The organism is Mycobacterium sp. (genome assembly GCF_035570115.1).
Classification (GTDB): Bacteria; Actinomycetota; Actinomycetes; order Mycobacteriales; family Mycobacteriaceae; genus Mycobacterium.
In genome coordinates this window covers 1-6,048 of the sequence record NZ_DATMLH010000098.1, presented here as the reverse complement: position 1 = coordinate 6,048, position 6,048 = coordinate 1, and the positions used below count along the sequence as shown (strand labels likewise).

The window sequence follows — 6,048 nt, the reverse complement described above, 5'->3', positions numbered from 1 at the left end:
AATCGACAACGCATCACAACTGTCTGGCGCGTGCAACGATCAACGGCATGAGCATGGCGGGAATGGGTCTGATGGGTCTGGTCGCGGGTGCGTCGACGGCGGGCATGTTGGGGGTCGTGAGATTGGTGGGCGACACCTGGTTGCCGCGGCTAGCGGCAAGCTCTGAGCACAAGCACGAGATGATTGCCACCATGCATTCTCGGCGGCACGACTCGGTCCAAAGCTGGCGATCCGGCTTGGCGAATGCCCGAGATACCTATCGCCGATGGGCTGCCGGGTCCCGCGATGGCGACGCGCCCAACGTCGTCGGCGACGAGTGGTTCGAGGGTCTGCGGCCGCACCTGCCCAGCACTGGCGAAGCCGCCAAATACCGCACCGCTCTTGAAGTCAACTGCGACAACCCGACTGTGGCACTGCTGTCGTTGGAGATCGGCCGGATCGAACAAGAATGGGTCGACGAGGCGAAGAGCTATCCGCGCCGAGTGCGAAAGTAACGTCAGCCCTCGGCCCGCAACACGTCCAACGCATGCTGCAGATCCGGCGGGTAGGGGCTGACGATCTCCATCTGCCTTCCGTCGGCGGGATGCGTGAACGCCAAAGAACGGGCGTGCAGCCATTGGCGTTCCAGCCCAAGCTTCTTCGCAAGCTTCGGGTTAGCGCCGTAGGTTAGGTCGCCGCAGCAGGGGTGATGCAGCGCCGCGAAGTGCACCCGAATCTGGTGTGTGCGGCCGGTTTCCAGATGCACGTCGAGCAGGCTCGCGGCGACGAAGGCTTCGACGGTGTCGTAATGGGTGAGGCTATGGCGGCCGTCAGTGGTGACGGCGAATTTCCAGTCGTGGCCGCGGTGGCGGCCGATCGGCGCGTCGATCGTGCCGCTGGACGGATCCGGGTGTCCTTGGACCAGCGCGTGGTAGCGCTTGTCGACCGTCCGCTGCTTGAACGCCCGCTTGAGCACGGTGTAGGCCCGCTCGGAGATCGCGACCACCATGACTCCGGAAGTGCCGACGTCGAGGCGCTGCACGATGCCCTGCCGCTCGTGCACCCCGGAGGTGGTGATCCGGTAACCGGCGGCAGCCAGCCCGCCGAGCACCGTCGGCCCCGTCCAGCCCACCGATGCGTGCGCGGCCACCCCGGCCGGCTTGTCGACCGCGACGATGTCGTCGTCGGAGTACAGAATCGTCATCCCCTCGATGTCGACGGGCGTGTTCTCCAACGGCGCCGGCGGCTCGGGCAGTCGCACCTGCAGCCACGCCCCGGCGGCCAGACGATCCGACTTACCGGCCGGCACCCCGTCCAACTCGACACCACCGTGTTCGGCCAGCGCCGCCGCGGCGGTGCGGGACAGGCCCAGCAGCCGGGACAGCCCGGCGTCGACACGCATACCCGCCAGACCCTCGGGCACCGGCATCGACCGGTCGGTCACCAGCGCCGCTACCGTTGGTCGGCCGTGGACCGGCCAACGGTGCCGTCCTGCGGCTCATCGCCGTCGACGGCTTTGGCCGGCTCGTCCGGCGTCTGGGTGTCCCCGGTGGCGTCGGCGACATCGATCGCGTCGTCCGCCTTCACGAGGCGCCGCTCCTGGGCATCGCTTCGTCCCCCTCGCCGCTGCGCGGCTGGGGGTGCCCCCACTGCATCGTCGCCGGCGCGGCGACGGCCGACGGTGTCGAAGTCGTAGCCCATTGCCGACAGCGTGACCAGCAGGATCGCTCCCCCGACCACCGAAGGGTCGGCGACGTTGAACACCGGCCACCAGCCGATCGACAAGAAGTCGACGACATGTCCCTGCAATGGGCCCGGCGAACGGAAGAACCGGTCGACCAGGTTTCCCATCGCACCGCCCAGGATCATCCCCAGGCCGATGGCCCACCACGGCGACACCAGCCGCCGTCCCATCCAGAAGATTCCGACCACGACACCGGTCGCGATCAGCGTCAGCATCCAGGTGTATCCGGTGGCCATCGAAAACGCGGCGCCGGAATTGCGGACCAGCGTCCAGGTCACGGTGTCACCGATGATCGGCACCGGCTGGCCGGGAATAAGCAGTTTGACCGCCAGCACCTTGGTGACGATGTCCAGCGCCAGCACGACCGCAGCGACCCCCAGCAGCAGGCGCAGACGCCGTCGCGGCGCGGGAGCTTCGGCCTCCCCTACCGTCGGGTCCGCAGTCCCCGGCTCGGCCGATCCCGTTGGTTGGTCAGTCACTCCTACATCATCCACTACACGGATGTGGGGGATGATTTCAGCATGAGCCGCCTCACCGTGATCGCCACCGGTGGGACGATCGCCACTACCACTGACGCAGCGGGGGTGCGACGGCCGACGCGCGGCGGCGCGCAGTTGACCGCCGGCCTGAACGTCGACGTCGTCGATGTGATGTCGCTGGACAGCTCGCAGCTGACCCCGGCCGACTGGGATGTGATCGGCGCGGCGACCCGGGCCGCGGCGGCCGGCGGCGCCGAGGGCGTGGTCGTGACGCACGGCACCGACACCCTCGAGGAGACGGCGTTGTGGCTGGACCTCACCTATGCGGGCGCGATTCCGGTGGTGATTACCGGCGCGTTGCGCAGCGCCGATGCACCCGACGCCGACGGGCCGGCAAATCTGCGCGACGCGCTCACGGTGGCGTCGGACCCCGCTGCTCGCGACCTCGGTGTGCTGGTGTGCTTTGCCGGTCGCGTGCTAGGGCCGTTGGGTCTTCGCAAGGTGGCAACCCAGGACGGCTTCGCCGGCCAGCTGCTGGGCACTATCGCCGATGGCGTGGTGCTGAACTGGCCCAAGCGGCGCGCATTCCTCGGCGAGCTGAGCGCGGCGACAGCCCCGCGGGTCGACATCGTCGCGGCCTACCCGGGGAGTGACGCCGTAGCGATGGATGCCTGTGTGGCCGCCGGTGCCCGCGGCATCGTGCTGGAATCACTGGGTGCGGGCAATGCCGGGGCCGCGGTCATCGACGGAGTACGGCGACATTGCAGCGACGGAGTGCTGGTAGCGGTGTCCACCCGGGTCCCGGGTGGACGGGCCACCCCCGATTACGGCCCGGGCCGTGACCTCGCCGACGCGGGCGCGGTGATGGTGTCGCGGCTGCCCCCGAGTCAGGCCCGGGTGCTGGTCATGGCCGCGCTGGCGGCGCAGCTACCGCTGCACGACGTCATCGACCGCCTGCGCTGAGGCGTTCTCGGTCAGCGCGGCGACGTAGTCCGGCCAGTCCAGGCTGTCGATCGGATTCGCCGCCACGATGGCGCCGGTACCGGATGGACCAGCAGAAAACGTGCGGGCCGGGCCCGGTCCCGAGCTGCGGGTTTCGAACCGCACCGTGACCACGCCGTGGCCGGCGCCTTGCACCCACCCGTGCCCCAAGTCGGGGTGTGTCACATCGTCACCCACCCGCCACGGCGAGGGTTCCGAATCCGGGCCGAACATGGCCGCGGTCGCCGTCTCCACGGAATGCTCCGACTCCGGCTCAGACAGCTCCAAGTCGGGAAACAGCGACTCCTGTCGCACGTCGCTCAAACCCGAGAATCCCACGCCCAGGAGCCGAATCGGGCCGATCTCCTGGGGATCGAGCAACAACCGCCGAGCCATCGCGGTCAGCGCGGCGGCCTCGGTCGTCGCATAGGGCAGCGTCGCCGAGCGAGTCAGCGTGCTCATGTCGGATTTCTTCAGCTTCACCGTGACGGTGCGGGCGCCGCGGCCGTCGCGCAGCAGACGTTGATGAGCATGCTCGGCGATCGATTCGATCGCCTCGCGTAACTGCTCCAAGCTCGTCAAATCCGCCGCGAAGGTGGATTCCGCGCTGATCTGCTTGGCTTCGGCACGCTCGGCAACCGGGCGGTCGTCGACCCCACGGGCCAACCGGTGCAGCGCAGGCCCGATCGTCGCACCCAGGATGCTGGCCACCTCGGCTTCGCTCAGCGCGGCCAACTGCCCGATCGTGTCAATGCCCAGCCGATGCAGCTTCTCGTCGGCCACCGGCCCGATGCCCCAGAGCCTGCGCACCGGAAGGCCGCCCAGTAACGGTTTCTCGTCAGCGCGCCCGACCACCCGGACTCCGTCGGGTTTGGCCATGCCCGAGGCGATCTTGGCGATCTGCTTGCCCGAGCCGGCGCCGACCGAGGCCACCAGCCCGGTTTCGTCGCGCACCCGTCGTCGCAAGTCCTCGCAGAACTGCTCGACCTCGTTCGTCGATGCGCCGACCAGCTCCGGCGGCTCCCCGAACGCCTCATCGAAGGAGAGCTGTTCGACGACCGGCACCACCGCGCGCACGGTGTCGAAGACCCGACGGCTGGCGACTCCGTAGACCACGCCACGCGGCGGCAGCACCACCGCCGTCACGCCGATCAACCGGCGTGCCTGGTGCATCGGCATGGCCGAACGGGCCCCGAACACCCGGGATTCGTAGCTCGCGCCGGCCACCACGCCCCGGCCGCCCAGACCGCCGACCAGCACCGGGCGGCCCCGCAACGTGGGCCTGGTCAGCTGCTCGACGGACGCGAAGAACGCGTCCATGTCGAGGTGCAGCACCCACCGGGAGTCCACAATCTCCGATGCTATTGCGCTAGCCCAGATTGCCCAGGTGCTTCTCGGGGCGCTACGCACCCCGCATCGTCGCTGGGCTAGCGTCTGATTCCATGGCGATGAACTTGTGCCACCGGCTGTGCTGCAGCTCGAACCGCTACTTCAAGGCTGTCGAGGACGGGCTGCTGCCATGGGTCCTCGGCGGCGTCGACTTGGGCGACAACGTGCTGGAGATCGGGCCAGGCTACGGCGCCAACATCCGGGTGCTGATCGACAAAGCCCCGCACTACACCGCCGTCGAAATCGACCCGACCATGGCGGATCGGCTAAAGGGCGCATACGGCGACCGGGCCCGGATCATCAACGGCGACGGCACCGACAGCGGCCTGCCGTCCGAGGAGTTCAGCTCAGTGGTGTGTTTCACGATGCTGCATCATGTTCCGACGCCGGCATTGCAGGACCGGTTGTTCGCCGAGGTGTTCCGGGTGTTGCGGCCCGGCGGCGTCTTTGCCGGCAGCGACAGCGCGGCGTCGACCCTGTTCCGCATCTTGCATTTCCGCGACACCTGCAATCCGGTGTCGCCGGACACGCTGCCGGAGCGGTTGCGGCGCATCGGCTTTGACGATGTGTTCGTCGACGACAACCAGCGCAGGCTGCGCTGGCACGCAACCAAGGCCGGCTGATGGAAGCCGAGACGGGCCGGGGCTCGACGCCTCCGGGCCAACCGAACAAGCGATGGTGGGCGCGGGTTCGCGACGAATGGCGCGCACGGCTCGAACCCGGCGAACAGGCCACGGTACTGGCCTGGGCGGCGTTCACCGTCACCTTCGTCGGCCTGCGGGGGCTCACCCACTGGATCCGTGCCGGGCATGGGCCATCGGGTGGCGGTATAACGATGGGCGGCAAGCACTTCCATCACTACAACCTCGGTATCGCCTTGTTGGCGACGGTGGCAGCGGTGGGCCTACGTGGAACAGAGCGGCAGCGACGCCACCCCATGGCCGCGATCGCCTTCGGGTCGGCGAACGCGATGATCGTCGACGAGCTGGCTCTGCTGCTTGACCTCGAGGACGTTTACTGGTCGACCGACGGCCGCGAGAGCGTCGACGCCGCCGTCGGCCTTATCGCAGCCGGCGGCACGATCGTTGCCGGCATGCCACTCTGGCCGCACCTGCGCCGGGCGCTGGGGTCGGTCCGCTGAACACCACGAGTGGTCAAGGCTAGGACGGAGGCGCACCGTGTTTTCTTCTGAACCGTCGACTGACCCCTGGAATTCTCCTGAGCGGCAGCCGCACCGGCTTCGGCAGGTAGCGGAGTCCTTCGGAGTTGACGCCGACCGGTACGACCGGGCACGGCCCCGCTATCCCGACGCACTCATACAGCGTGTCATCGCCGCCAGCCCCGGCATCGAGTTCCTGGATGTCGGCTGCGGCACCGGCATCGGGGCACGGCAGTACCGGGAGGCCGGGTGCACGGTGCTCGGCGTCGACCCGGACGCGCGGATGGCCGAGGTTGCCAGGCGGAGCGGGATCGAGG

The 6,048-nt window shown here is 68.7% G+C and carries 7 protein-coding genes and 1 pseudogene; 5 read left to right on the top strand and 3 right to left on the bottom strand.

The features are described 5' to 3' along the window. The coding region (locus VNW74_RS08680) for a hypothetical protein (RefSeq protein ID WP_414686631.1) at positions 1-494 on the top strand (494 nt) is incomplete at its 5' end. 2 nt (positions 495-496) lie between these two features. On the opposite strand, the gene VNW74_RS08675 is transcribed toward VNW74_RS08680, so the two are convergent. Together VNW74_RS08675 and lspA are read right to left on the bottom strand one after the other, a co-directional pair. After that, the gene (locus tag VNW74_RS08675) at positions 497-1,423 is read right to left on the bottom strand and encodes an RluA family pseudouridine synthase (protein WP_325676192.1); all 927 of its coding nucleotides are present in this window, start codon (positions 1,421-1,423) and stop codon (positions 497-499) included. Between the two features lie 200 nt (positions 1,424-1,623). Further along, a pseudogene (gene lspA, locus VNW74_RS08670) lies at positions 1,624-2,202 on the bottom strand (signal peptidase II); the annotation flags it as partial. Positions 2,203-2,244: 42 nt separating this feature from the next. Between lspA and VNW74_RS08665 the strand changes: the two are divergent. Beyond that, positions 2,245-3,165, top strand: coding sequence for an asparaginase (locus tag VNW74_RS08665; RefSeq protein ID WP_325676190.1), 921 nt, complete (start codon positions 2,245-2,247; stop codon positions 3,163-3,165). Here VNW74_RS08665 and VNW74_RS08660 read toward each other — a convergent pair. Beyond that, entirely contained in the window at positions 3,130-4,518 is a 1,389-nt protein-coding gene (locus VNW74_RS08660) for a DNA polymerase IV (protein ID WP_325676193.1), read from the bottom strand. The two genes, VNW74_RS08665 and VNW74_RS08660, sit on opposite strands and share 36 nt — an antisense overlap. A gap of 107 nt (positions 4,519-4,625) precedes the next feature. On the opposite strand from VNW74_RS08660, the gene VNW74_RS08655 reads away from it, so the two are divergent. The 3 genes from VNW74_RS08655 to VNW74_RS08645 all read left to right on the top strand — a co-directional run. Then, a complete protein-coding gene (locus VNW74_RS08655) occupies positions 4,626-5,195 on the top strand; it encodes a class I SAM-dependent methyltransferase (RefSeq protein WP_325676189.1) in 570 nt (189 codons plus the stop codon). Continuing rightward, positions 5,195-5,713, top strand: coding sequence for a hypothetical protein (locus VNW74_RS08650; RefSeq protein WP_325676188.1), 519 nt, complete (start codon positions 5,195-5,197; stop codon positions 5,711-5,713). Before VNW74_RS08655 ends, VNW74_RS08650 begins: the two co-directional genes overlap by 1 nt. Positions 5,714-5,750: 37 nt before the next feature. After that, a partial coding sequence (locus VNW74_RS08645) for a methyltransferase domain-containing protein (protein ID WP_325676187.1) occupies positions 5,751-6,048 on the top strand: 298 nt, incomplete at its 3' end.